The 22382-nt window shown below is 74.5% G+C and carries 21 protein-coding genes and 3 pseudogenes; 13 read left to right on the top strand and 11 right to left on the bottom strand.

Going from position 1 to position 22382, the window contains the following annotated elements; genetic code table 11:
• Positions 1-34: 34 nt before the first annotated feature.
• Entirely contained in the window at positions 35-1237 is a 1203-nt protein-coding gene (locus L7D48_RS10130) for a cytochrome P450 (RefSeq protein WP_237878648.1), read from the bottom strand.
• Positions 1238-1434: 197 nt separating this feature from the next.
• Positions 1435-1749, bottom strand: a complete 315-nt coding sequence (locus L7D48_RS10125; protein ID WP_237878647.1) for a DUF5955 family protein — start codon at positions 1747-1749, stop codon at positions 1435-1437.
• A gap of 697 nt (positions 1750-2446) precedes the next feature.
• Here L7D48_RS10125 and L7D48_RS10120 point away from each other — a divergent pair.
• The 3 genes and pseudogenes from L7D48_RS10120 to L7D48_RS10110 form a co-directional block, all read left to right on the top strand.
• Positions 2447-3202: pseudogene (locus L7D48_RS10120) on the top strand (RNA-guided endonuclease TnpB family protein); the annotation flags it as partial.
• A 17-nt stretch (positions 3203-3219) separates the two neighbouring features.
• Positions 3220-3537, top strand: a pseudogene (locus tag L7D48_RS10115) (malate synthase A); the annotation flags it as partial.
• 239 nt (positions 3538-3776) lie between these two features.
• Entirely contained in the window at positions 3777-4541 is a 765-nt protein-coding gene (locus L7D48_RS10110; RefSeq protein WP_237878646.1) for a hypothetical protein, read from the top strand.
• Between the two features lie 38 nt (positions 4542-4579).
• On the opposite strand, the gene L7D48_RS10105 is transcribed toward L7D48_RS10110, so the two are convergent.
• The gene (locus L7D48_RS10105; RefSeq protein WP_237878645.1) at positions 4580-5008 is read right to left on the bottom strand and encodes a VOC family protein; all 429 of its coding nucleotides are present in this window, start codon (positions 5006-5008) and stop codon (positions 4580-4582) included.
• Positions 5009-5249: 241 nt separating this feature from the next.
• Between L7D48_RS10105 and L7D48_RS10100 the strand changes: the two genes are divergently transcribed.
• On the top strand, positions 5250-5720 hold the full coding sequence (locus L7D48_RS10100) for a nuclear transport factor 2 family protein (RefSeq protein WP_237878644.1): 471 nt from the start codon (positions 5250-5252) through the stop codon (positions 5718-5720).
• A 67-nt stretch (positions 5721-5787) separates the two neighbouring features.
• Here L7D48_RS10100 and L7D48_RS10095 read toward each other — a convergent pair whose 3' ends face one another.
• Positions 5788-7290, bottom strand: a complete 1503-nt coding sequence (locus L7D48_RS10095) for an NCS2 family permease (RefSeq protein WP_237878643.1) — start codon at positions 7288-7290, stop codon at positions 5788-5790.
• A gap of 379 nt (positions 7291-7669) precedes the next feature.
• Here L7D48_RS10095 and L7D48_RS10090 point away from each other — a divergent pair, with 379 nt between their 5' ends.
• From L7D48_RS10090 to L7D48_RS10070, 5 genes are all read left to right on the top strand, one after another.
• The gene (locus L7D48_RS10090; RefSeq protein WP_237878642.1) at positions 7670-9430 is read left to right on the top strand and encodes a PucR family transcriptional regulator; all 1761 of its coding nucleotides are present in this window, start codon (positions 7670-7672) and stop codon (positions 9428-9430) included.
• A 39-nt stretch (positions 9431-9469) separates the two neighbouring features.
• Positions 9470-9667: a DUF3099 domain-containing protein gene (locus L7D48_RS10085; RefSeq protein ID WP_279950275.1), complete on the top strand. Its 198-nt coding sequence runs from the start codon at positions 9470-9472 to the stop codon at positions 9665-9667.
• A 168-nt stretch (positions 9668-9835) separates the two neighbouring features.
• Entirely contained in the window at positions 9836-10696 is an 861-nt protein-coding gene (locus tag L7D48_RS10080) for a hypothetical protein (protein ID WP_237878641.1), read from the top strand.
• Between the two features lie 102 nt (positions 10697-10798).
• Positions 10799-11653: a (2Fe-2S)-binding protein gene (locus tag L7D48_RS10075; RefSeq protein ID WP_237878640.1), complete on the top strand. Its 855-nt coding sequence runs from the start codon at positions 10799-10801 to the stop codon at positions 11651-11653.
• Between the two features lie 301 nt (positions 11654-11954).
• Positions 11955-12986: a DUF2637 domain-containing protein gene (locus L7D48_RS10070; RefSeq protein WP_237878639.1), complete on the top strand. Its 1032-nt coding sequence runs from the start codon at positions 11955-11957 to the stop codon at positions 12984-12986.
• A 120-nt stretch (positions 12987-13106) separates the two neighbouring features.
• On the opposite strand, the gene L7D48_RS10065 is transcribed toward L7D48_RS10070, so the two are convergent.
• Both L7D48_RS10065 and L7D48_RS10060 read right to left on the bottom strand, forming a co-directional pair.
• Entirely contained in the window at positions 13107-13589 is a 483-nt protein-coding gene (locus L7D48_RS10065; RefSeq protein ID WP_237878638.1) for a methylated-DNA--[protein]-cysteine S-methyltransferase, read from the bottom strand.
• Positions 13586-15106: an AlkA N-terminal domain-containing protein gene (locus tag L7D48_RS10060; protein WP_256462663.1), complete on the bottom strand. Its 1521-nt coding sequence runs from the start codon at positions 15104-15106 to the stop codon at positions 13586-13588. The genes L7D48_RS10065 and L7D48_RS10060 overlap by 4 nt, the downstream gene beginning before the upstream one ends.
• Positions 15107-15246: 140 nt before the next feature.
• On the opposite strand from L7D48_RS10060, the gene L7D48_RS10055 reads away from it, so the two are divergent.
• Together L7D48_RS10055 and L7D48_RS10050 are read left to right on the top strand one after the other, a co-directional pair.
• Positions 15247-15828 carry a helix-turn-helix domain-containing protein gene (locus tag L7D48_RS10055; RefSeq protein ID WP_237878637.1) on the top strand — a complete coding sequence of 194 codons (582 nt, stop codon included), beginning with the start codon at positions 15247-15249 and terminating at the stop codon, positions 15826-15828.
• Between the two features lie 42 nt (positions 15829-15870).
• Complete coding sequence (locus L7D48_RS10050; protein WP_237878636.1) at positions 15871-16089, top strand: hypothetical protein; 219 nt, start codon at positions 15871-15873, stop codon at positions 16087-16089.
• A 215-nt stretch (positions 16090-16304) separates the two neighbouring features.
• On the opposite strand, the pseudogene L7D48_RS10045 reads toward L7D48_RS10050, so the two are convergent.
• Both L7D48_RS10045 and L7D48_RS10040 read right to left on the bottom strand, forming a co-directional pair.
• A pseudogene (locus L7D48_RS10045) lies at positions 16305-16502 on the bottom strand (hypothetical protein); the annotation flags it as partial.
• Between the two features lie 80 nt (positions 16503-16582).
• The gene (locus tag L7D48_RS10040; RefSeq protein ID WP_237878635.1) at positions 16583-16789 is read right to left on the bottom strand and encodes a toxin-antitoxin system HicB family antitoxin; all 207 of its coding nucleotides are present in this window, start codon (positions 16787-16789) and stop codon (positions 16583-16585) included.
• Positions 16790-16834: 45 nt separating this feature from the next.
• On the opposite strand from L7D48_RS10040, the gene L7D48_RS10035 reads away from it, so the two are divergent.
• The gene (locus L7D48_RS10035) at positions 16835-17956 is read left to right on the top strand and encodes an RNA-guided endonuclease TnpB family protein (RefSeq protein WP_308312270.1); all 1122 of its coding nucleotides are present in this window, start codon (positions 16835-16837) and stop codon (positions 17954-17956) included.
• A gap of 133 nt (positions 17957-18089) precedes the next feature.
• Here the strand turns inward: L7D48_RS10035 and L7D48_RS10030 are convergent, their stop codons facing one another.
• Positions 18090-18290: a hypothetical protein gene (locus tag L7D48_RS10030; RefSeq protein WP_308312269.1), complete on the bottom strand. Its 201-nt coding sequence runs from the start codon at positions 18288-18290 to the stop codon at positions 18090-18092.
• A gap of 430 nt (positions 18291-18720) precedes the next feature.
• Between L7D48_RS10030 and L7D48_RS10025 the strand changes: the two genes are divergently transcribed.
• A complete protein-coding gene (locus L7D48_RS10025; protein ID WP_237878634.1) occupies positions 18721-19170 on the top strand; it encodes an SPW repeat protein in 450 nt (149 codons plus the stop codon).
• A 94-nt stretch (positions 19171-19264) separates the two neighbouring features.
• On the opposite strand, the gene L7D48_RS10020 is transcribed toward L7D48_RS10025, so the two are convergent.
• Together L7D48_RS10020 and L7D48_RS10015 are read right to left on the bottom strand one after the other, a co-directional pair.
• Positions 19265-20407: a YihY/virulence factor BrkB family protein gene (locus L7D48_RS10020; protein ID WP_279950281.1), complete on the bottom strand. Its 1143-nt coding sequence runs from the start codon at positions 20405-20407 to the stop codon at positions 19265-19267.
• 1007 nt (positions 20408-21414) lie between these two features.
• On the bottom strand, positions 21415-22382 hold a 968-nt coding region (locus L7D48_RS10015; RefSeq protein WP_237878633.1), incomplete at its 5' end, for a carbohydrate kinase.

Here is a 22382-nt window from a genome sequence, read left to right as displayed (position 1 = left end):
GTGAGGGGCCGGCCGGGCCGGAAGGGGCGGTCCCTCAGAAGCGCACCGGAAGGCGGTGCGGGCCGCGGATGAGCATGCCCTGCCGCCAGGAGACGGCCGCGGGGTGGATGTCGAGGGCCAGGTCCGGGCAGCGGTCCAGCAGCGCGCGGACGGCGACGCGGCCCTCCAGCCGGGCCAGCGGGGCGCCCAGGCAGTGGTGGATGCCGTGCCCGAAGGCGAGGTGGCCGCGGGGTTCGCGGCGGATGTCGAAGCGGCCGGGGTCCGCGAAGCGTCCCGGGTCGCGGTTGGCGTCGGCCAGGGCCGCCAGCACCAGCTCCCCGCCGCCGGGGATCACCGTCCCGCCGACCTCGACGGGCTCGGTGGTGAAGCGGTAGGTGGGCGTCTCGACCGGGCCGTCGTAGCGCAGCATCTCCTCGACCGCGCCCTCGGTCAGGGAGGGGTCCGAGCGCAGCAGCGCGAGCTGGTCGGGGTGGGTGAGCAGGGCGAGGGTGCCGTTCGCGATCAGGTTGACGGTGGTCTCGTGGCCCGCGATGAGCAGCAGCCAGGCCATGCCGAGCAGCTCCTCGGCCGACAGCCGGTCGCCGTCCTCGTCGGCGGTGTGCAGCAGGGCGCTCAGCAGGTCCTCGCCCGGCTGCCGGCGCTTCTCCTCCAGCAGCTCGGTGAGGTACGCGGTGACGGCCTCGTTCGCGGCCCTCTTCTCCTCGAAGCCCGCGTCCCCGACGACGGTGGCCGACCAGGCCCGGAAGGCGTCCCGGTCCAGGAACGGCACGCCCAGCAGCTCGCAGATGACCGTGATGGGAAGCGGGAAGGCGTAGGCGTCCACCAGGTCGGCCCGCCGGTCCGGCTCCTTCAGCATCGCCTCCAGCAGCCCGTCGGCGATCTCCCGCACCCTCGGCTCCAGGGCCGCCGTGCGCCGCGCGGTGAACTCGCGGGCGACCAGCCTGCGCAGCCTGGTGTGGTCCGGCGGGTCGGAGCTGAGCATGCTGACCCCGGACGCCAAAGGGCCCACCGGCAGGGCGGGCGAGGCGTTGCTCCAGTGCTTGGACAGGCGCGGGTCGGCCAGGACGGCCCGTGCCTCCTCGTATCCGACGACCAGCCAGGCCTCGGCTCCCTCGGGCGTCCGCACCCGGTGCACCGGGCCGCGGGCCCGCAGTTCGGCGTAGACGGGATAGGGGTCGCGGACGAAGTCCTCGCCCAGGGAAGCCAGATCGACCGCTGCCCGCTCGTCCGTGCTCATCCGCGCCTCCCCCTGTGTGGCCGTCCGCCGCCGATGATGCCAGCGGGAGGTCCTGCGGCGACATCGTTATCCGGCCAGGTCGCCCGGCGAACCGCGGGCGGGCCGAAACGGGCCGTACGGGGCCGCACTGGACCTCCCGGCCGCAGGCCGGCCCGCGCGCCCGGCCGCCGGAGCACGGGGCACGGAGGCGCCTTCCGTCAGGGCGCCGGCGCGCCGAACAGCTCGACGGCCTTGCGCACCTCCGCCAGCGCCTCGGCCAGCGCGCTCACCGAACCGACCGCCCCCGCGATCAGCAGCAGCGAGTGGCGCAGCCGGGCGACCTCGGGGGCACCGGCGCGGAGCTCGGCGTCCACGGCGGCCAGTTCGTCCTCGGCTATCTGCCGGTCCGCCAGTTGTGCGCGGTAACCGGCGAGTTCCCGGTGCAGGCGGGACACGGCCCGCCGCAGTGCGACGACCCGCGGGTCGTCCTGTCCGTGGACGACCGTCCGGCGTCCTACCGCTTCTCTCCGCAACGCAGCTCCCCCCACACGGATGCTGTGTTCCTCGTCGTCCGTCGTCGTCGGTTGTCGTCTGCTGTCGTGCTCCGCCGTGCTCCGTCTTCCCGTTCCCGGTCCCGCGCGGCGCTCCCCCGTCGTTGCGCCGCCGCTCCGCGTCCGTCGAGGGCTCGCGGTCCGGCCCCTCCCGGCGGCGTACGGCCGGGAAAGGGGTGCGCACAGTAAACGCCACTCTCCGCACATCGCGCTACACGGAGGGCGAGATCCGGGGCGTGGTTCAGGCCATCGGGCCCGGGCCCGGCGGGCCCCGGGCCGCCGCGGTGGGGAGACTGGTCCGCGGCGGTGGGGAGACTGGTCCGCGGCGGCGGAACGTACCGGTGGAAACGGCCCCTGCCCGCCGCCGCATCGACTTCACCGCGCCCGGGGCAGGCACTACTGGGTCTGTTCACGGTGCATCAGGCTTCAGCCCGGTGGTAAAGCGAATCATCAGCCCGCTCCGGCCTCGGTGGGCAACGGGTCCGCGCTGTTCGCTTCAGCCCGGGTCGGAGCGGCTGGTCGGGCCGCTCGATTTCCTTGCTTGACGGTGCCGGGTGGCGCACCGCCGGCCGGCCCGGCGAGGACGGGGTGCCGGTCCCTTTGGGCCGGGGGTCGGGAAACGCGCGGGCGGGCGATGCGGTGACGGACCGTACACATGTTCCGGTCGAGGTGGACGGGGGTGCTGGATAGCGTGGGCCGGTACTTCGCGAGCTTCACCGTGGAGACCGGCCCGGAGGAAGTTCTGCCCAAGACGTCTCCGGAAGTGGGTATCGATCTCGGCTTGGGGCACTTCGCGGTCCTCTCCGACGGCACGAAGATCGACAGTCCGCGGTTTCTGCGCCGAGCGGAGAAGCGGCTGAGGAAGGCGCAGCGGGACCTGTCCCGCTAGGAGCGGGGCAGCAGGAACCGGGACAAGGCCAGGATCCGTGTCGCACGGGCGCACGCGAAGGTCGCGGACGCGCGCCGCGAGTTCCACCATCAGCTCTCCACGAAGCTGATCCGCGAGAACCAAGCGGTCGCGGTGGAGGACCTGTGTGTGAAGGGACTCGCGCGTACCCGCCTGGCCAGGTCCGTGCACGATGCCGGATGGTCGGCGTTCGTGGCCATGCTGGAGTACAAGGCCGCCCGCTACGGGCGCACCTTTATCCGGATCGGCCGCTTCGAGCCCACCTCCCAGGTGTGCTCGGCCTGCGGCGTGAAGGACGGTCCCAAGCCCCTGCACATCCGGGTGTGGACCTGCCCGGCGTGCGGGGCGGTGCTGGACCGGGACATCAACGCGGCGGTCAACGTCGCCAGGGCGGCCGGACTGGCCGTGTCAGCCCGTGGAGCGCTGGTAAGACGGGCACCCGTGCCCGCACCGCGCGGCGAAGCGGGAACCCACCCGAAGCAACCCACACAGCCCGTGTGGGAGCAGGCGGAAATCCCCGGCCTTTAGGCCGGGGAGGATGTCAAATCGAGGCATGGCTGCGGGGCCAGGGCGCCGTGGCGATCTTCGGGCTGATGGAGGACGCCGCGACCGCCGAGATCTCGCGCTCCCAGATCTGGCAGTGGGTCGACGCCGGCGTGGTGCTGGACACCGGGGAGGAGGTCACCCCCGAACTGGTGCGTTCGCTGGCCGCCGAGGACCTGGCGGACATCCGCGCCGGGCTGGGCGAGGAGGCGTACGCGGCGGGCAGGTGGCGGCAGGCGCACGACCTGCTGCTGCGGGTGGCGCTGGACGGGGACTTCGCGGAGTCTCTGACCCTGCCGGCGTACGAGCTGCTGGACTGAGCCGCGCCGGGCACCGGGCGGCGACGCACCGCACGCGGGGTCGCCGGGGCCGCCGGGCTGCCGGGCACCGGGCGGCGGGGCTGCCGGGGGAATATGACCGGAATTCGATCCTCCGGTCCGCCGCGGGGCGCCGCGGCCGTGCGAACCCGTTCCCGGCGGGCGCCTTCGTCGGGGACGATGGGCCGGCGAGCCCCTTGTCCCCGCGGCCCTTCGGCCCGACCGTCCGCCTGGAGCCGAGATTGGCAGAGACCGTGCCGGTGCGGTGCCCCCAGTGCCGTCGTGAGCACCTCTACATCGTGCCCTCCTATCCGTGCCGCTGCGGCGCCCCCGTGGCGCCCGCGCTGCTGCACGGCGGGATTCCCGTACGGGTCCGGCACCGCGTGTGGGCCGACTCCTGGCTGACGCTGCGCTGCTCCGCCTGCGGGCGGTACGACGAGTGGCCCCGGCCGGAGCTGGGCTGCCCGTGCGGCGCGCTGCTGCGGCCTCCCCTCGCCGAGCCCTCCGGCCGGCCCCCCGGCCAGTCACCCGGCCGGCTCTCCGGTGCGGCCTTCCCGTCCGCCGTGGCCGGCGGCGAGGAGGCGCCGGGCACGTCTTCGCCGGGGGCGGCCGGCGGACGGCCCGACTTCCAGCCGGTCGCCATCCGTACCGCCCGGGACGTGGTGACGGCCGCCGCGCTCTTCCTGGACTGGCTGGGTTTCGAGCGGGTGCGCCCCGTGGCCGGGGCCCTTCCGGTCCCGGGCGTCGATCTGCGCGGGCCCGAGGTCCTGGCCCGGGTGGATCCCACCACCTCGCCGACCGGGCCGGACGCCGTCGAGACGCTGTGGCTGCACGGCCTCAACGAGTCGGCGGTGGCCGTCTGCTTCTCCCTGGCGGGCTACACCCGCCAGGCGCTCGGCCGCGCGGACGCTCTCGGTCTGCCGCTCTTCACGCTGGACCTGGCGGGCACTCCGCAGCCGGTCAACGAGGCGGCGCACGCGCTGCTGGACACCGGCGGCCCGCGCTGACTCCGCGCCCCGGCGGGACTGCCCGCCGGGGCGCGGAGTCAGTCGTCGACGAAAAGGCAGAACACGTGTCCGACCGGGTCGGTGTAGACCCGTACGCCGTCCTGGGGCTGGAAGTCGGCGAGGGTGGCACCGGCCGCGACGGCGTGCTCGTGGGCGGCTTCGAGGTCGTCGACCCGGAAGTCCAGGTGGAGCATCATCTGCTGGCGGTCGCTTCTACCGGGCCAGGTGGGCGGCCGGTACTCCGGCTCGGTCTGGAAGGAGAGCTTGGTGGCGCCCGGTCCCTTCAGGCTCACCCAGTCGGGCTCGTCCCTGACGGTCTCCCAGCCCAGAAGCCGCCGGTAGAAGGCGGCGAGGGTGCGGGGGTCGGGCGCGTCCAGGACGACGCCGGAGAGTTCCCCGGGGAAGCCGTCCTCCCGGGCCGGCCCGTGCGGGCGGTGCGGTAACCGGCCGTGCGGGGTCTCGCTCATGTCGCCTCCGTGGAGAAGTGGACCTCGGCCGGAGGGACGGATGCCCGCGCCGACCGCCGTCCACACGCTTCGGCCCGCGTGCCGCATCCGGCGCGCGGAGGTTCCGCGGCCCACCGGAGGCGGGAGGCGGGGATCCGCGGAGGTGCGCGGGATACACGGAGGCTCGATTAATCAAGTTTGCCTACCGAGACGGCGGGCGCTACCCTTCCCGCAACTAGTCAAAATTGATGAATGGAGAGCCTTGCTGCAGAACACCGAGACCGCCGCGGCCCTGACCGGCTACACCCCGACCGAGGAGGACCTGCGGAGTCTGGAGGAGTGGTTCGCCTCCTACGACGAACTCGCCTCCTCCCCCACCCCGGAGAACATCGAGCGCATGGCCGGCATGGCCGTCTTCCCGCTCAATCTGGTGACCGACGGCTCCGGCGGCGACGGCCGGACCGACCAGTGGGACCGGCGGCGCTACACCGAGACGATGAACGCGGTGATGGGCGGCGCGGGGGACGGGGAGGTCCGCTTCGAGTCGGCGCGCACCCCGTTCTTCCTCTCCTCCAGCCTCGTCGTGGTGTTCACCGACTCGGTGATGACGGCGGGGGGCGAGGAGCACCGCATGCGCTACGCGGACATCCTGGTGCGCCGGGGCGGCGTCTGGCGCTTCCAGACGATGGTCCAGAGCGGCTGGGCCGAGATGCTGGAGGGCCCGCGGGACTGACCGGGGCCGACGGTGCCCCCTCGGTGCCGGACCGGACGGTCGTCCGGTCCGGCACCGGCCGGCTCCCCTACGCCCCTCCTGTGCCCCCCACCGCGAAGTGGACGAGGAACACCGCCGTCAGCAGCCACATGAGCACCCCCGGTTCGCGCCAGCGCCCCACCGCCGTGCGCACGACCGTGTAGGCGATGACGCCGGCGCCGATGCCGGTGGTGATCGAGTAGGTGAAGGGCATCAGGACGACGGTGAGGAAGACCGGGATCGCCGTGGTGCGGTCGGTCCAGTCCACGTACCGGGAGTTCTGCATCATCATCGCGCCGATGACGACCAGCGCGGCGGAGGCCACCTGGCCGGGCACGATCAGCGCCAGCGGGGTGAACAGCAGCGCCGCCGCGAACAGCAGCCCGGTGACGACGGCGGACAGCCCCGTACGCGCGCCCTCGCCCACGCCCGTGGCCGACTCGATGAAGACCGTCTGGCCCGACGCGCTCGCCACACCCCCGACCACCCCGCCCGCGCCGTCCACCAGCAGTGCCCGGCCCAGCCCCGGCATCCGCTCCCGCTCGTCGGTCAGGCCCGCCTCGTGGCCGACGGCGATGATGGTGGCCATCGCGTCGAAGAACCCGGCCAGCACCAGAGTGAAGACGATCATGGTGAAGCCGGTGACGCCCAGTCCCGCCAGGCCGCCGATCTCCACGTTCCCCAGCAGGCCGAAGTCGGGGGCGGAGACCAGCCGCTCGGGGAACTCGGGCACGGCACCGCCCCACTCCTCGCCACCGATGCCGAAGGCGGCGGTGACGGCCATCGAGAAGGCGGTGCCGACGGCGATGCCGATCAGGAGGGCGCCGGGCACCCCGCGGGCCAGCAGCATGAAGATCAGCAGCAGGGTGACGCAGAAGGCCAGCACCGGCCAGCCGGTCAGCCGGCCGCCCTGTCCGAGGGTGACCGGGGAGCCCGGTTCGCCCAGGCCGACGAAGCCCGCGTTGACCAGGCCGACCATCGCGATGAACAGGCCGATGCCGATGGTGATGGCGTGTTTGAGCGCCGTCGGGATGGCGTTCATGATCCGCTCGCGCATCCCGGTGACCACCAGCAGGATGATCACCGAGCCGTAGATCACGCACATCCCCATCGCCTGCGGCCAGCTCACCTCTGGGGCGACCTGGGTTGCCAGCACGCCGGAGACTCCCAGCCCGGCCGCCAGCGCCAGCGGAGCGCGGCCGATCACACCCATGGCGACGGTGGTGACGGCCGCGGCCAGCGCTGTCGCGGTGATCACCTCGGCGGCCTCCAGCCGGTTCCCGTAGCGGTCGGGGACGGACAGCAGCACGGGGTTGAGCAGCAGGATGTACGCCATCGCCATGAAGGTGGTGACGCCGCCGCGCACCTCGCGCGCGACCGTGGACCCGCGGCGGGAGATGTGGAACCAGCGGTCCACGCGCGACCCCCCGGAGGGCGGGGGGCCGACCACCCGGGGGTCCTCGGGCCTCCCGGAACGCTCCGCCTTTCCGGAGCCCCCGGGCCTCTCGGGGCGCTCGGGGCGCTCGGGTCCACCGGGGTCCTTCGGGCTCATCGGCCGCTCGGGCGCTCGGAGTCGGCGGCGGGCACCGCCTCCCGGTCGGCCGGCTCCCGGTCGGCGTGGCGCGGGAAGTCCATGTCGTCGGTCCTTCTCGGTCGGTCGCGGGGCCTCCCCGCCGCCGGGACGCGGCGGGATCCGGTGCCGGGCGGGCGTGCGGGGATCGGGCGGCTACACCCGTGTTACACCGCACGCCCCCGGCGGACCGGCTCGCCGACCTGCCGGTGCGGTCACCGTCGGCACGAAGCACCCGTACGGCCCACGAGCAGGTCTTGTAGATTCGAACGAAGGCCCGCGGGAGCCGGGGCGCGGCACACGCGCCCCGCGCACCGGCGGTACGGCACCAGTGGTACGGAAAGATCGGCGGACGACGACGATGCGGTTGCGCGCACTCCTGGACGGCCCCTGGCTGGGGCTGCGGCTCCTGAGCGGCGAGGAGGAGCTCGACCGGCCGGTGCGGGGTGTGATGACCACCGACCTGCGCGACCCGAGCCGCTACCTGTCGGGCGGTGAGCTGGTCCTGACGGGGCTGGCCTGGCGGCGCGGCCCCGAGGACTCCGAACCGTTCGTGCGCATCCTGGCCGCCGCGGGCGTGGCAGCGCTGGCGGCGGGCGAGGCGGAGCTGGGCCCGGTGCCGGCCGATCTGGTGGCGGCCTGCGCACGGCACCGGCTGCCGCTGTTCTCGGTGGACGAGAAGGTCGCCTTCGCCACCGTCACCGAGCACGTGGTGCGGCAGGTCTCCGGCGAGCGGGCCGGCGATCTGGCCGCCGTGGTGGAGCGGCACCGGCGGCTGATGTCCCCGGACCCGGCGGGCGGCGGCCCGGACGCGGTGCTGGACCTGCTGGGCTCCGACCTGGACCTGCGGGCGTGGGTGCTCTCCCCCGCCGGCCGCCCGGTCGCCGGGTCCGGTACGGACCGGCTGCCGGCCGCGGTCCGCACCCGCCTGGCGGGCGAGCACCTGGCGGCACTGCGGGCGGGGCGCCCCGGTCCGCACCGCGCGGTGGCCGGCGAGACGGTGTACTCGCTGTTCCCGGTGGGCGGACCGCCGGCCGGCGGGGAGGGGGCAGACCCCCGCGAGGCGGTGCTGTCGGCGCTGTCGGGCTGGCTGCTGGCCGTGGAGGCCGACGCGGACGAGTGGCCGGCCGAGCGGCTGGACCTGCTGCACGGTGTCACCCGGCTGATCGCGGCCGAGCGCGAGCGGCGGGACGCCGCCCGCTCGGTGGGCCGCCGCCTGGCCGGGGAGGTGCTGGAGCTGCTGCGTTCCGGCGCTCCGTCGGCCGAGGTCGCCGCCCGGCTGCGGGTGACGGCGTCCGCACTGCTGCCCGGGTCCGGGGCCGCGCCCCTGTGGCAGGTGGTCGTCGCCCGGCTGGACTGGGAGGACGGTCCCGGCCTGTCCGAGGAGGAGCGGGCCCGGGCCGCCGGGGCCCTGCTGGAGGAGGCGCTGGCCGGTCCGGCCGGCGGCCGGGACGCGGCGGACCGGGTCGCGGTGGTGCCGGCCGGCGGGGAGGCCGTCGCGCTCGTCCCGCTCGCGGCGGCTCCCGGGCGGGGGAGCGGCGGCGAGGAGAGCGGTGAGGAGAGCGGTGAGGGGGGCGGCGGCGAGGGGTCCGGGCCGTCCGCCGGCGCCGAGGGCGCGTTCGCGGCCACCGCCCTGCTCGACGCGCTGCGGACCCCGCTGGAGCGCGGCCTGGACGGCCTCGGCGGACCGGAGGGGCGGCTGACCCTGGGCGTCAGCGCCGCCGTCCACTCCGCCGAGGGCCTGCGCGGGGCCCTGGAGGAGGCCCGTCACGCCCGCCGTGTGGCCGCCGCCCGGCCGGGGCGGGTCTGCGCGGCCGGTCACGAGGAGCTGGCCTCCCACGTCCTGCTGCTGCCCTTCGTGCCCGACGACGTGCGCCGCGCCTTCACCGCCCGGCTGCTGGACCCGCTGTACGAGTACGACCGGCGCCACCGCGCCGAGCTGGTTCCCACCCTGGAGGCGTTCCTCGCCTCCGAGGGCTCCTGGACGCGCTGCGCCGCCCGCCTCCACCTGCACGTCAACACCCTGCGCTACCGGGTGGGCCGCATCGAGCGGCTCACCGGCCGCGACCTGTCGCGGCTGGAGGACCGGGTGGACTTCCTCCTCGCCCTGCGCATGCGCTGAGGCAGCCGCCCGGACCGGCCCCCGTCCTACGCTGGAAGGGTGTACGCGCGCAGGCGGCGCCGCTACTTCGCGCTGATGGGTCTGTGCCTGGCCCTCTTCGTCGGCGCGTGGGCCTTCGTGCGCCTGTGGTCGGTCCCGCTGGCGATCGCGATGTGCGTGGTGGCCATGGCCATCCCGCCGGTCGCGGCGGTCGTCGCCAACCGGCGCGAGCCGGACGACCGCTGGTGGGACGAGTGACCTCGACGGCCGGTGACGCACGCCGTCCGGGGCGTGTCAAGAGCTGACCAAGATTGTGAAACCGTTCACACTTACCCCTTGGCGGGGCCCCGGTGTTCGTGCTGGGATTCGCTCACATCCGGCTCGACGGCGCGCTTGGTTGGGGAGGGCACTGTGGCGGAGACCGCCATGTCACGTTCGGTACGGCTGGAGGGTGCGGGATCGGGCGCGGGGTCGGGGCCGGGTGCCGGGGCGGAGGACGGTCCGCTCGACCACGCGGTGTGGCGGCTGAGGTCGCGCGGCTGCTGGGAGGACGCGGCGGCGCTGCTGGAGCCGGAGGTGGCGCGGGACGACGCCGGGGCGGCGCTGCGGCGGGCGGGGTTGCTGGTGGAGCGCTGCATGTTCACCGCCGACGGCTGGGAACGCGCCGAGGAGGCGCTGCGGGTGGCCGAGGCCTTGGCGGCGACCGACGAGGAACGCGGCGCGGCCGCCTGCGAGCGCGGCCATCTGGCCTACGCCGCGACGGTGCTGGCCGTACGCGACCGGGCCGACGAGGCCCGTGCCGCGCTGGGGCGGGCCGCCGCGCTGCTGCCGCCCGACTCCCCCCGGCGGGCGATGCTGGACTTCCGGCGCGGCCTGATGACCGAGCACTTCGGGGACAGCCCCCAGGCGGCGCGGGCGGCGTACCGCCGGGCGCACGCCGCCGCCACCGCCCAGGGGGACGCGCTGCTGTGCTCCTTCACCTGGCGGCATCTGGCCGGACTGGCCCTGCGCGGCGGTGAGCTCACCGAGGCGCGGCACGGCTTCGCCGAGTCGCTCCGCCTGCGCGAGGAGCTGGGTTATCTGGTGGGCATGGCGCCGGCCCTGGTGGCTCTGGCGGACGTCCAGCCGGAGCCGGAGGCGGAGCGGCTCCGGGCCGAGGCGCGGCGGCTGTTCCGTCTGCTGGGCGGGGTACCGAGCTGGCTGGCCGGCCGACTGGCGGAGGAGGACGGGGAGCGGCCCCCGGAGCCGGCCCCGACCCCTGCACCGGCCGAGGATCCCGCCGAGTGACGCGCACCACTCGTACGGACGGACCTTGCACCGGCACCGATCATGTGAGCTAAGGTAAGCCTTACCTGTTATAGCCGTCGATTCGGTGGTACCCGCATGGCCATGTGCACCCTCGCCCCCGCCCCCGAGGCGCCCACCGCGTCGCCGCTGGCCGCGGCCTACGACCGCCTGGCCGAGGTCTTCCCCGGCCTGCGGGTCACCGAGGTGCGGGAGGCCGGTGAGCTGCCGCGCGGCGGTGGCTGGGTGCGGGCGGCGGAGCTGGCCGAGGGCGGGGCCGTTCTGGACGCCTTCCTGGCCTGGGACGACGAGCAGGTGCGGCGCGACTACGGCGAGCGGGCCCGGCCCGATGTGGTCGCCGGCTTCGGTCTGCACCGCTACGCCTGGTCGGTCTGCCTGCTGGTGACGCTCCCCTGGTTCCTGCACCGCCGGGTGCCGCGCCTCCCGGTGGGTTCGGTGGCCTACGACCGCGCCTCGGGCCGGATGACGGTGTGCGCCGAGGAGTTCTCCTGCCTGCCCGGTGATCCGGCCGCCGCCCTGCCCGGCGCCCGTGTCGTCCACGGCGAGGAGGCGCTGCGGGCGGCCGTGCGGGAGTCGGTGGCCGAGCACCTCGGTCCCCTCCTCGAGGCGTTCGGGCCGCGCATGCGCCGCGGACCGCGCGCGCTGTGGGGCATGGCGACGGACGAGATCACCGAGGGCCTGTGGTACATCGGCCACCTGCTGGGCGAGGAGCGGCGCGCGATGGCCGAGGCCGAGCTGCTGCTGCCGGGCTCGGTCGCCCCGTTCCCCCGGGGCGCCGCCTTCCGTGAGCTGTCCGGGCCGGACGGCGAGAGGTACCCCACCCGGGACCGGGCGAGTTGCTGCATGTTCTACACGCTGCGCCCGCAGGACACCTGCGTCACCTGCCCGCGCACCTGCGACGCCGACCGGGTGGAGCGGCTGAGCGCCGCGCGCGCCTGATCCACCGCCCGTCCCCCGCGCCGGGGAGCACCCGGAACGGGCCGGGCCGGCCATGCGGGACGGACGGACGGGGCGGGCGGGGTGAACTCCCTTGAGGATTCGAGCATCCGGCCGGTGATCGGCGGTGTTTGCGGCTCGCTACACTCCTGTTCGCACGTTCTGGCCACCCTCGGCGGTTCTTTGGGCCCAAAGGCCCTGCCACACAATCTTTTTTCCGCCAGGATGCTGCGGGTCAACGAAGCCAACGCGAGCACGGCGGGGCCGTCTTGACGGCATGCCGCCAGGCAAGGGACACCCCCGGATGAGACTGACGGACATATCGATGAACTGGGTGCTGGCGGGTGCCGTACTGCTCGTCGGCGCCCTGGTCGCGGTCGTGCTGATGGGCCGCGGAAGCGGACGCCACAGGACCGATGACGACCAGGCGGCGGACTCCTGGGAGCGCATGGAGGAGCGCCGCCGACGCAAGGAGACGGTCTACGCCATCGCCTCCTACGTCCTGCTGTTCTGCTGCGCGGGCGTCGCCGCCGCGCTCTCCTTCCACGGCCTGGTGGGATTCGGCCGGCAGAACCTGGGCCTGTCGGGGGGCTGGGAGTTCCTGGTCCCCTTCGGCCTGGACGGCGCGGCGATGTTCTCCGCCGTCATCGCCGTGCGCGAGGCCAGCCACGGTGACGCCTCCCTCGGCTCGCGGCTGCTGGTGTGGCTCTTCGCGGGCGCCGCGGCGTGGTTCAACTGGGTGCACGCCCCGCGCGGCGACGAGCACGCGGGCGCCCCGCAGTTCTTCGCGGGCATGTCGATCGCGGCGGCCATCCTCTTCGACCGGGCGCTCAAGCAGACCCGGCGCGCGGCCCTGCGCGAGCAGGGCCTGGTGCCGCGTCCGCTGCCGCAGATCCGGGTGGTGCGCTGGCTGCGCGCCCCGCGCGAGACCTACGCCGCCTGGTCGCTGATGCTGCTGGAGGGCGTGCGGACACTGGACGAGGCGGTCGACGAGGTCCGCGAGGACCGCCGCCGCAAGGAGGAGGAGCGCGCCCGCAAGCGCGAGCAGCGGAAGCTGGAGCGGGCCCGGCTGCGGGCGATCAGCCGGCTGGGCCGCGGCGCCGACGCGCAGCAGGTGGAGCTGGAGGTCAGCGCGGGCTCCCCGCAGCCCGCGCGGCCGCGCGCCGCGCTGGGGGCCGCCTCGGAGGACGCCGGCGGCGCGCTGGGGGCGGACGGGCTGCGCAAGGTGGACCCGCCCCGCCCGGCGGACGCGTTCGGCTCCGAGGAGAGCCTGACCAGCCCCCGGCTGGACTCGCTGGAGGCCAAACTCGCCGCCATCGAGAAGCAGTTCGGCTGATCCTCCCGGTTCTCTCCCGCGGCCGCCGCGGCCGGTTCCCACCGGCCGCGGCGGCCGTACCGCTTCACCGGCGCTCCCGGCGGTCCGCGGCACGCGGCTCACGGCACCCTCACGGCGCCCTCACAGCACCCCTTCGAGAGTGAGCAGCAGCTTCTTGCGCTCCAGTCCACCCGCGTATCCCGTCAGCGATCCGCTCGCGCCGATGACGCGGTGGCAGGGGCGCAGCACCGTCAGCGGGTTGGCGCCCACCGCTCCCCCGACGGCCCGCACCGAGTTCGGCTCCAGGCCCGCCATGGCGGCGAGTTCGCCGTAGGTGACGGTGGCTCCGTAGGGGATGCGCTCCAGGGCGGCCCACACCCGCCTGCGGAACTCCGATCCCTCGGGGGCCAGGACGAGGTCGAACTCCTTGAGTTCCCCGGCGAAGTAGGCGTCGAACTGCCGCACCACGCCGGCGAAGGCCGCGTCGTCGCGCCGCCAGCCGGGCAGCACACGGGCGCCGCCCTTCTGGCCGGGCACGCTGACCGAGGCCACCACGCCGGGCTCGGGGCCGGCGATCAGCAGCTCGCCCAGCGGGCTGGGGCAGGTGGTGTAGAGGGTGCTCATCGCTTCTCCGCGGTCTCGTTCTCGGTTTCGGTCGGGGGCGGGGTGAGGGTGGCGTTCCACAGGTGGTGCAGGGCGTAGGAGCGCCAGGGGCGCCAGCGTTCGGCGTCCGGCGCGCGGGCCCCGATCCGCTCCATCCCGTGCCGCACCCCCGCGTCGCCGGCCAGGAGGACGTCGGGGTCGCCCAGTGCGCGCATCCGGACGTAGCCGGCCGTCCACGGGCCGATGCCGGGCAGGCCGAGCAGGGCCCGCTCGGCCTCGTCCCGGTCGGCTCCGGGGTCGAGGACGAGGGCGCCGTCGGCGAGGGCGGCGGCGACCGCGCGCACCGCCCGGCGGCGGGAGCCGGGCATGCTCAACTCCTCCAGGGGTGCCCCGGCGAGGATCCCGGGGTCGGGGAAGAGGTGGGTGAGTCCGCCGTCGGGGGCGGGCAGCGGCTTGCCGTACGCCGCCACGAGCGCGCCCGTCAGCGTACGGGCCGCGCCCACGGTGACCTGCTGGCCGAGTACGGCGCGCACCGCCGCCTCGTGCGGGTCGGACGCGCCCGGCGAGCGCAGTCCCGGCAGCCTGCGGACCAGGGGGCCGAGCAGCGGGTCGCGGCCCAGCCGGTCGGCGACGGCGTACGGGTCGGCGTCCAGGTCGAACAGCCGCCGCATCCGCTGCACGGCGGTGGTCAGGTCCCGCAGGTCGGCCAGGTGCAGCCGGCACGGCAGCCAGCCGCTTCCCGGACCGCCGTCCGCCTCGTCCGCCCTCTCGCGGACCTCCGCGATGCCGTGGCCGTGGGGCAGGGTGAGGGTGCGCCGGTAGGTGCGGGCACCGGCCTCCCCGGTGACCTCCTCGACGCCGGGGACGGCCCGTCGCTGGAGGAAGCCGAAGATCTCCGCGGCCGCGTACGGGCCCCGGTGGGCCAGCCGCAGCGCCACTCCCCCGCCCTCGGCGGCCTCCCGGGCCCGGGCCGCCGCCCGGGCCCGGCCGCGGGCGCGCAGTTCGCGCGGGGTGCAGGCGTGGGCCTCGCGGATGGTGTCGTTGAACTGCCGCACGCTGGCGAAGCCGGAGGCGAAGGCGATCTCGGTGACCGGCAGCGCGGTCGTCTGGAGCAGCACCCTGGCGGTGTGCGTCCGCTGGGCGCGGGCCAGGGCCACGGGGCCGGCGCCGAGGTCGGCGGTGAGCCGGCGGTGTATCTGGCGGGCGCTGTAGCCCAGTCGCCGGGCGAGCCCCTCGACGCCCTCGCGGTCCACGACGCCGTCGGCGATCATCCGCATCGCGCGGCCGGTGAGGTCGGCCCGCGTGTTCCACTCGGCCGACCCCGGCACGGCGTCGGGCCGGCAGCGGCGGCACGCCCTCAGGCCCGCCCGCTGGGCGGCGGCGGCCGAGGGGAAGAAGCGCACGTTGCCCCGCTTGGGGGTGACCGCCGGACAGCTGGGGCGGCAGTAGATGCCGGTGGTCAGCACACCGGTGAAGAAGACTCCGTCGAACCGCTCGTCGCGGCTGCGGACCGCCTCGTACCTGGCCTCGTCGTCCATCACGCGATCCAGTGTGCGCCGTGCGGCCGCCCGCCACTGGCGGAAATCGGACGCGACGATGAAGTCTGTTCCCATCCTTCCAAAGGAAGCTCTGCAAAGAATACTTTGCAAAGATTGTTTCGCATTGGTACGGTCAACGCGTGACGGACCCCCGACCGCCCATCCGCTCGCTCGATCCGCGCTCGCTGCGCGCCCTGGCCCACCCCCTGCGCATCCGCATCCTCGACGCCCTGCAGGAGTACGGTCCCGCCACGGCCTCCCGCCTGGCCGACCGGCTCGACGAGTCCAGCGGGGCGACCAGCTACCACCTGCGGCAGCTCGCCGCACACGGCTTCGTCGAGGAGGACACCGCACGCGGCACCGCGCGCGAGCGCTGGTGGCGGGCCACGCAGCGGGGCACGCGGCTGGACGACCTCGGGGAGATCGACCGGCACCCCGACCCCGAGGTGCGGGGCGCGCTGTCCCTGCTGATGCACGAGACCGCCACCCGCCACTCACGCGACCTGAACACCTGGCTCGGCACCATGCGGGACTGGCCCGAGGAGTGGCGGGAGGCGTCCGACCTCAGCAGCTTCACACTGCGGCTCACCCCCGAACTGGCGGGCGAACTCAACGCCAGGCTCCACGAACTGGTCGAGAGCTACCGGGAGAAGGCCGCCGGTGACGAGCGAGCCGAGCGCGTCCGCGTCCACCTGCACTCCTTCCCTCGCGCCGAGGACTGACCGAACCCGCCGGCTCCGCCGGCCCGGACCCAGGAGGCATCCGTGCACCCTCCGCATCCCGAGATCCGCCTCCGCCTCGCCCTGGACCGCGCCGCCGCGTTACGGCGCGAGGCGGACGATCAGCGCCTGGCGCGCTCCGCCCGGCGTACGGCCCCGCCTCCTCGCAGGGCCGGTACGGTACGCCGCCGGGTCGGCTGGGCCCTGGTGGAGGCGGGGCTGCGCCTGGCCCTGTCGGGCCGGGGCGCGACGGCGGCGCCGTGACCGCCGGGCACCCGTGCCCGCGCCGGAGTACGGTTCCTTCGGCGCCCGCACGCCCCGGCGAGAGCGGGCAGAGCCCTTCCGCCCGGTCCCCGGCGTAGCGGGCCCGGGACGGCGGCACCCGGGGGCCCGAGTCTCCGCGGCGGGTCGCCCGGGGCGCCCGGACGCCGGGCACGACGGGCGGTACGCGGCGGCCGGGCACGCGGCCGCCCGCGCCGTCAGTGCTCCGGGAGCCGCTGGAGCAGCCCCCAGGTGAACTCCGCGATCACCTCGTGCCGCTTTCCCTCCCGGTCCGGGGCGGTGAAGGCCAGCCGCCACCGGGTGGGTGCCGAGCCCTCCATCGGCCGGGCGGGCGCGAAGGCGCGGGCGACCTCGTCCACCGTGCACGTCCACGGCAGCAGGTCCTCCACCGTGCGCGGCGGCTGGCGCTCGCCCCGCCGCCCTCCCGTATCAACCCAGGAGGCGCCACCTGAGTGTAGGTGGGTGCTCCGGTCCTTCAGTCCGGAGGTGTGACCGGTTTCCCGCGTAACGGGGCGGAGGTGGTCGGGTTGCCGCCCGGGTGGTCCGGTGTGCCACCCGACTCAACGGCTCGCCGCACTACGGAGATCAGCCATGAGTTCAGGGAACGGTCGTCGTCGGCGGCCGCGGCGACGGCGCGTTCGTGCAGGTCGTCCGGCAACCGGAGGTTCACATGCTTGGTCATGGTCCCATTCTGGCACTGGTCCCATTATGGAGCTAAGGTGAGACCATGCAGCTCCGGTACTCCTTCCGCGTCCATCCGACGCCGGGCCAGCGCACAGCGCTCGCCCGGACATTCGGGTGCGCGCGAGTGGTGTACAACGACGCGCTCCGCATCCGGAAGGACGCGCACGCCGCGAAGCTGCCGTTCCCGAAGACCGGCGACCTGTCCAAGCAGCTCATCACGCAGGCGAAACGCACCCCCGAACGGGCATGGCTGTCCAACGCGCCGGTCGGTGTCATGCAGCAGGCGCTCCGCGACCTGGACACCGCGTACCGGAACTTCTTCGACTCCCTGTCCGGGGAGCGGAAGGGCCCGAAGATCGGCGAGCCCCGGTTCAAATCGAAGCGGGACAACCGGCAGACCGCCCGGTACACCAAGTCGGACCGGTGGTCGATCACCCCGGACGGGAAACTACGGCTGCCGAAGGTCGGCGACGTCGCCGTCCGCTGGTCACGTGCGCTGCCCTCGAACCCGTCATCGGTCACCGTGGTGAAGGACGCCGCGGACAGGTACTTCGCGAGCTTCGTCATCGAGACCGGCCCGGAAGAGGCACTGCCAAAGACGGGTGGCGAGGTCGGCATCGACCTCGGTCTCACGCACTTCGCGGTCCTCTCGGACGGCCGCAAGGTGTCCTCCCCACGCTTCCTGCGCCGAGCGGAGCGGAAACTCAGGAAGGCGCAGCAAGCTCTGTCCCGCAAGGCGAAGAGCAGCAACAACCGGAGGAAGGCCGTTGCCCGCGTGGCACGGCTGCACGCCCACGTCGCGGACGCGCGCAGGGACCATCACCACAAACTGTCGACCGCCATCGTTCGGGAGAACCAACTGATCGCGGTGGAAGACCTGTCGGTGAAGGGCCTCGCCCGCACCCGCCTGGCCAAGTCCGTCCACGATGCCGGATGGGCGCAGTTCACAGCCATGCTGGAGTACAAGGCCGCCCGGTACGGGCGGACCTTCACCAAGGTGGACAGGTTCCTGCCCACCTCGCAGATGTGCTCCGTGTGCTTCGTCATCGACGGGCCCAAGCCCCTGCACGTCCGGCAGTGGACGTGCCAGGGATGCCGGACCACCCACGACCGGGACGTGAACGCGGCCCGCATCGTGTTGGCCGCCGGACGGGCGGACAACTGAAACGCCTGCGGAGGGACCGTAGGACCCGGCTTCGGCAGGGCAGGACCCGATGAAACAGGAACCCGGCTCAAGGCGCGCCGTCCCGACGGGCGCCAGGGAGGGAATCCCCCGCCCCTTCAGGCGGGAGAGGACGTCAATCGTTCCACACCGCGCCGGGCGGCGCGGTCAGCACATCCAGGCGCAGGTCCGGCCACAGCGGCAGCGGCCAGCGCAGCGCCCGGCAGTCCAGGTCGCCCACCCGGCGCGGCTCGTCCGCCTCCGGTTCGCCGAGGACGGAGCGGCAGCGGACCGCCGCGCCGCGGGAGCGCGGCGAACGGCGGTTGGTCTCGCACATCTCGGCCCGGTCGGCGTCCAGCGCGCAGCGCGCCGAGCATCAGGTCCAGCTGGAAGTCGGCCATCCGGCGCAGCAGGACGGGCTGGAACCGCCGGGGCCGAACGGCTCGGCGGGCATGTCGCCGCGGGTCGCGCCCGCGGCGGCGGTGTCGGCAGCCATGGGGCCCACCTCCCGTTCCCGTATCGTCGACGGCTTCCCCGGGGCCGTACCGATCAAGGTCGATCAGGCCCCTCCAGGGCCTCCCGGGCCCTCGCGTCGCCGACCCTAGGACGGCGAACGGCTCGCACGCCACCGGTTTTCCCGGCCGCCTTCACCCGTCCGGGGGAACCTCACGGGTCGCCCGGACAGAAGCGCTCCCCGGGAAGACATAGCCTGCCATTTGGTGGAAAATTAGAGCATAAGGGTGAAAGTCTCATAGGAGGTGGCTCAGATGGCCACACCCACGTCACGCATCGAGGAACACCCTGATCTGATCGGGATGCGTGCGCGCTACGCGGAGGCCTCGGCGTCGCCGACGGCGCAGGGGATGGAGGCGCTGACCGTGCTGGCCGGCGTCTTCCTGCTGGCGTCTCCATGGATCGTGGGGTTCAGCCAGTTCAACTCGCTGACCGTCAACAACTTCGTCACCGGCATCGCCCTCGCGGTGATCGGACTGGCGCTCGCGGTGGCGTTCGAGCGCGCCTACGGACTGAGCATGGCCGTGTGCGCGATCGGCGCCTGGACGGTGATCTCCCCCTGGCTGGTGGCCGGCAACGTGGACACCGCCAGGACGATCCTCACCAATGTGATCACCGGAGGAATCGTCTTCCTCCTCGGGCTGGCGCTGCTGGCCCTCGGCCGGAAGGGCGGCAAGAGCAGCCGCGCACACAAGAGGGGGTGACCCGACCCGGCGACCACCGGCACACGGCGGGCCGGGGGCCTTTCCGGCCTCCCGGCCCGCCGTCGGCCGTCAGTGGTCGGCCCGCCGTCGGCCGTCAGTGGTCGCGGCGGCGGGAGCGCAGCCGGGAGCGTATGTCGGACGGCGGCAGGAACTTCGTCCAGCGCTCGGGGAACTCCGCGGGCGGCTCGGGCGCCTCTCCGGCCTCCCCCTCGTCCCCGCCGCCCTCGGCCCCCCGCATCGCGCGCCGCGCCGCCGCCGCGGCGACGACCTCGGCGGCGGCCTGCTCACGGGCCCGTTCGCTGGCGCGGCGGGCGGCGGCGGTGGTGACCGAGGGCCACACATGGTCGATGGCGGCGTTGACGGCCGCACCCACCAGGACCGCGAAGGCCGAGACGCCGATCCACAGCAGTACGGCCACGGGCGCGGCCAGCGAGCCGTACAGCGACGGCCCGTCCACCGTGCGCGTGAGGTACAGGCGCAGCAGGAAGCTGCCGGCGATCCACATCAGCAGGGCGACCAGCGCGCCGGGTACGTCCTCCACCCAGGGGGAGCGCACCGGCACCGAGACGTGGTACAGCGTGGTGAGGAAGGCGATGGAGACGACCACCACCACGGGCCAGTAGAAGGCCTCGACCAGCAGTTCCACCTGCGGCACCCAGCCGACCACCGCGTCCGGCCCGACGATCAGCAGCGGCAGGGCGACCGCGCCCAGCGGCAGCGCGATCAGGTACAGCCCGAAGGCCAGCAGCCGGGTGGCGACGATGCCGCGGTGGCCGTCGAGGCCGTACATGACGGTGATGGTGTCTATGAAGACGTTCATCGTGCGCGAGCCGGACCACAGTGCCAGCGCGAAGCCGAAGGAGATCACGTCGGGTCGCCCGCCCTCGATCACGTCGTCGATCAGCGGTTCGGCGATCTGGCTGACGCCCCGGTCGGACAGGACGGCGGCGGAGGCGTCCAGGATGTTGGCGCGGACGCTGTCGATGGTGTCGGTGCCGATCCATGCGTCGAGGTAGCCGAGCAGCCCGATCAGGCCCAGCAGCAGCGGCGGCAGCGACAGCAGGGTGAAGAAGGCCGCCTCGGCGGCCAGCCCCAGGATCCGGTACTCCATCGCGGAGTTGACGGTGTCCTTCAGCAGCAGCCAGGCGAGCTTCCGCTTGGGGACGTTGCGGTACAGGGCGCGCGCCCTGCGCAGCGGGTTCGAGGAGCGCTTCGGGGGTGAGGGGGCCGGTTGCACGCCCATAACGTATCCGGCCCGGTGATCGCGGCTCACACCGTGGCCTGCCGGTTTCCCCGCGGACCGCGCGGTTCGCACAGCGGTGCGGACACCGGTGCGGACACGCTGGCCGGTACGCGCGGGCCGGTACCGGTACGTGCCCGCGCCGGGCTCACACCGCGTACAGGCCATGGCCGGCGAAGATCTCCCGGGCGGCGGCCACCTGCTCCGGGGCGGGCACGGGGGTGCCGGCCAGGGGAAGGCCCTCCCGGCGGCCTCCCACTTGGCGGAGCCCAGCTTGTGGAAGGGCGGCACGTCGACGCGGGAGACGTTGCCCAGGGAGGCCGCGAACGCGGCGACGCCCTCGATGTTGTCGGGCCCGTCGGTCAGGCCGGGGACCAGCACGAACCGCACCCACACCTCGTTGCCCAGCAGTGCCAGGCGGCGGGCGAAGGCCACCGTGGGGGCGATCTCGCCGCGGCCCCCGGTGACCTTCCGGTACAGCGCCGGTTCCCAGGACTTGATGTCCGGCAGCACCAGATCGGTGTCGGCCGGCAGGGCGTCGGAGGCGCGGGCGCCGTTGTTGCCGTAGGCCGGGTGGTCGCCCTCGACCTCGTGGTCGACGGCCGGCCCGGTGGCGTCACGGATCACCCGCACCCGTGCGTGCTTGATCGCCGAGAGCGAGTCGGCGGCGACCGACAGCCCGGCGATGCCGCGGGCCGCGGTGCGCGGCACCACACGCCCCGGCCGGTCTCGGCGACGGCCTGCTAGGCCGGTTCGCAGTGGTTCGTCAGGGCCGCCGGGGAGGCCTTCCGCACGATGTGGTCGACCTGCTCCTGGGTGAAGGAGGCGTATTCCTCGAGGGACTTGACGGCATGTGCGACCAGGGTGTCGACGGCGTGCCGGACGGTCCCGGCGTGCTCGCCGCTCCCGGTGCGCCCGGCGAGTCGCCGAAGGGGCCCCGCGGCCGAAGGTCCCGCCCCGGCGGGGGGTGCGGGCCGAAGGTCCCGTACCGGCCGGTAGGGCGCTCACCCGCGCGTACGGCGGCCCATCCGGTGCGCCCGGGGCGGGTCGGCGCCCCGGACCGCGCAGGTGGCGGCGGCTACGGCGGCGCCGGTGGCGAGGGCCTGTTCCAAGGTGTCCGCGGTCAGCCCGTCCAGGCGCCCGCCGAGGGCCCCGGCGGTGTGGAGGGAGTGCAGCAGGCCGCCCATGAAGGCGTCGCCCGCGCCGACGGTGTCCACCACGGCGGTGGGCTCGGCCGGCACCCTCAGCCGTACGCGCTCCGCGCCGCCCGCGCCCTCCAGTGAGGCGTACGCGCCCTCCGCTCCGAGCGTGACGACGACCAGGGCCGCGCCGTGGCCGTGGAGGGCGGCGGCGGCCTCCTCCACGCCGGCGCCGGGCAGGAGGTGGCCGAGGTCGTCGTCGGACAGCCGCAGGATGTCGGCCGCGGCGCACCAGCGCGGCAGCCGTTCGCGGTAGACGGCCGGCTCCACCAGCAGCGGCCGGACGTTGGGGTCGACGGAGACGGTGGCCCGCCCGCGCACCCTCTCCAGCAGCCGCTCCACCGCCTCCCCGCCCGGCGGCCGCACCAGTGCCAGCGATCCGGTGTGCAGGCAGGCCGCGGGGCCGGACGCGGCCCGCTCCAGCCCGTCGTCCGTCCACTGCCAGTCGGCGGTGCCCTCGGCGTGGAAGGAGTACTCGGCGCGGCCGGCGGCGTCGACGTCGGCGACGGCCAGGGTGCTGGGCTCGGCCGCCTCGACCGCGGCGGCCAGGTCTACACCGGAGGCGGCCAGGTGCTCGCGGAAGAGGCGGCCGAAGACGTCCCGCGACAGTCTGCCCAGGAAGCGGGTGGGGGTGCCGAGCCGGGCGAGGGCCACGGCGGTGTTGGCCGGTCCGCCGCCGGGCAGGACCTCCAGCCCGATCGAGGGGGCGGAGGGCCGCTCACGGCCTTGGGGCGCCGGGACGGTGAAGGCGTCGGCGACGCACTCGCCGAGCA

Origin of the sequence: Streptomyces sp. ICN903, from assembly GCF_022015835.1 — a bacterium.
Classification (GTDB): domain Bacteria; phylum Actinomycetota; class Actinomycetes; order Streptomycetales; family Streptomycetaceae; genus Streptomyces; species Streptomyces fenghuangensis.
This window is presented reverse-complemented; position numbering and strand designations above follow the sequence as displayed.